Annotated in this window: 2 protein-coding genes and 1 rRNA gene; 1 reads left to right on the forward strand and 2 read right to left on the reverse strand. The window is 51.2% G+C overall.

Going from position 1 to position 1,209, the window contains the following annotated elements:
- Nucleotides 1-456: hypothetical protein (locus ABYT07_RS21295; RefSeq protein WP_372993986.1), on the reverse strand; the 456-nt coding region annotated here is incomplete at its 3' end.
- A gap of 80 nt (nucleotides 457-536) precedes the next feature.
- Between ABYT07_RS21295 and ABYT07_RS21300 the strand changes: the two genes are divergently transcribed.
- Complete coding sequence (locus ABYT07_RS21300; protein WP_372993988.1) at nucleotides 537-974, forward strand: transposase domain-containing protein; 438 nt, start codon at nucleotides 537-539, stop codon at nucleotides 972-974.
- A gap of 153 nt (nucleotides 975-1,127) precedes the next feature.
- Here the strand turns inward: ABYT07_RS21300 and rrf are convergent.
- Nucleotides 1,128-1,209 (reverse strand): 5S ribosomal RNA (gene rrf, locus ABYT07_RS21305); the annotation flags it as partial.

Below are 1,209 nucleotides of genomic sequence, written 5' to 3' on the forward strand. Positions count from 1 at the left end.
AATAGAAGCTACACTTGCCGCCAAGACAGTGTTGGCTGATATTTCTGGCCAGCTCAGGATCATGAAGCAGATGCCGGCGTTCTCTAGATAGTCAGCGATAGCTGCCGCAATAGATATCCACGTTCCAATTCGAACAAGCTTTTGACTTACGTCTCGTGAACCAAGCCATTGGAACAATGATATTAAGGTCAGGGCCATGAGAGAGGGATAAACCAGATCAAGTGGAATTTGTCGCGTGAGATAGTACCACCTTCCACTGGATCCCAAGGCATCGATCAGCGAATTTGCCAGTTCAGCCGAATATCCGCTGGGGCGCATGTCGAAAGGGCGAAGGCCGGATAAGGTCTCGATATGCGCCAGAGTGCCAAAGATCATCAGCAGATAGAATCCGGCGGCAGCGAGACCGAAGAGTGCTGCTTGCCGCCCGTACTGCTTAGTTGGTATCGTCATATTCATTGGTTGTTCTCCTTACCGTTGGCACCGTCGTACTGAGCGCGAGCAAAGCTGGCATTATCGTTTGATAAAGAATTCCTGATTTGGACCTCTTTAATTTTCTGACAAGTCCCCCGAACGCTTTAGATGGAGACACAGCGCGTGAGTTCGCGGCAGAATGGAATGTTGAATTTGTCGAAAAGGGGCGTCGCCTTGCAACGCAGGGCGAACCAGACCCAATGGAGCACATCATGCTTGATGGGCGCGCCACAAGCCAAATTAGTAGTCCAGAAGGCCGCGGTGTTTGCGTTAGCTTTAACGCTGGTCCGTGCGTGGTCGCACCAAATGTTGCGAGAACCAGAAACGGGACCTCGCTCGTTTCCATAGAGGTGGTTGCGGATGCCTTAGTTGCGCACATGGACAGCCGCGCCCTAACTGAGCTTATGTTAGCACAGGCATGGTTGGCCGATACGCTCGCCCGCATCCCAGACTACCAAATCAACCGCGTCGATGACCTGCTGCCATGGAAAACCGCCCTTTAACGCAGTCAGACCGGATGCTTACCTACAGCTAGTATTCGGGGTGATATCGTGCGCTTCGCGTTGTGCGTTTGCGTACGTTGTTTATTTCTTGGTGTTTTTGGATGATTTTGTTTTGATATCGAAGAGAGATACGTTTGTTGATGAACTTATTAGGTTTGGCGGTGACCTACTCTCCCACGTCTTAAGACGCAGTACCATTGGCGCAGTAGCACTTAACTGCCGAGTTCGGGATGGG

Source organism: Sulfitobacter sp. (assembly GCF_041552635.1).
GTDB lineage: Bacteria > Pseudomonadota > Alphaproteobacteria > Rhodobacterales > Rhodobacteraceae > Sulfitobacter.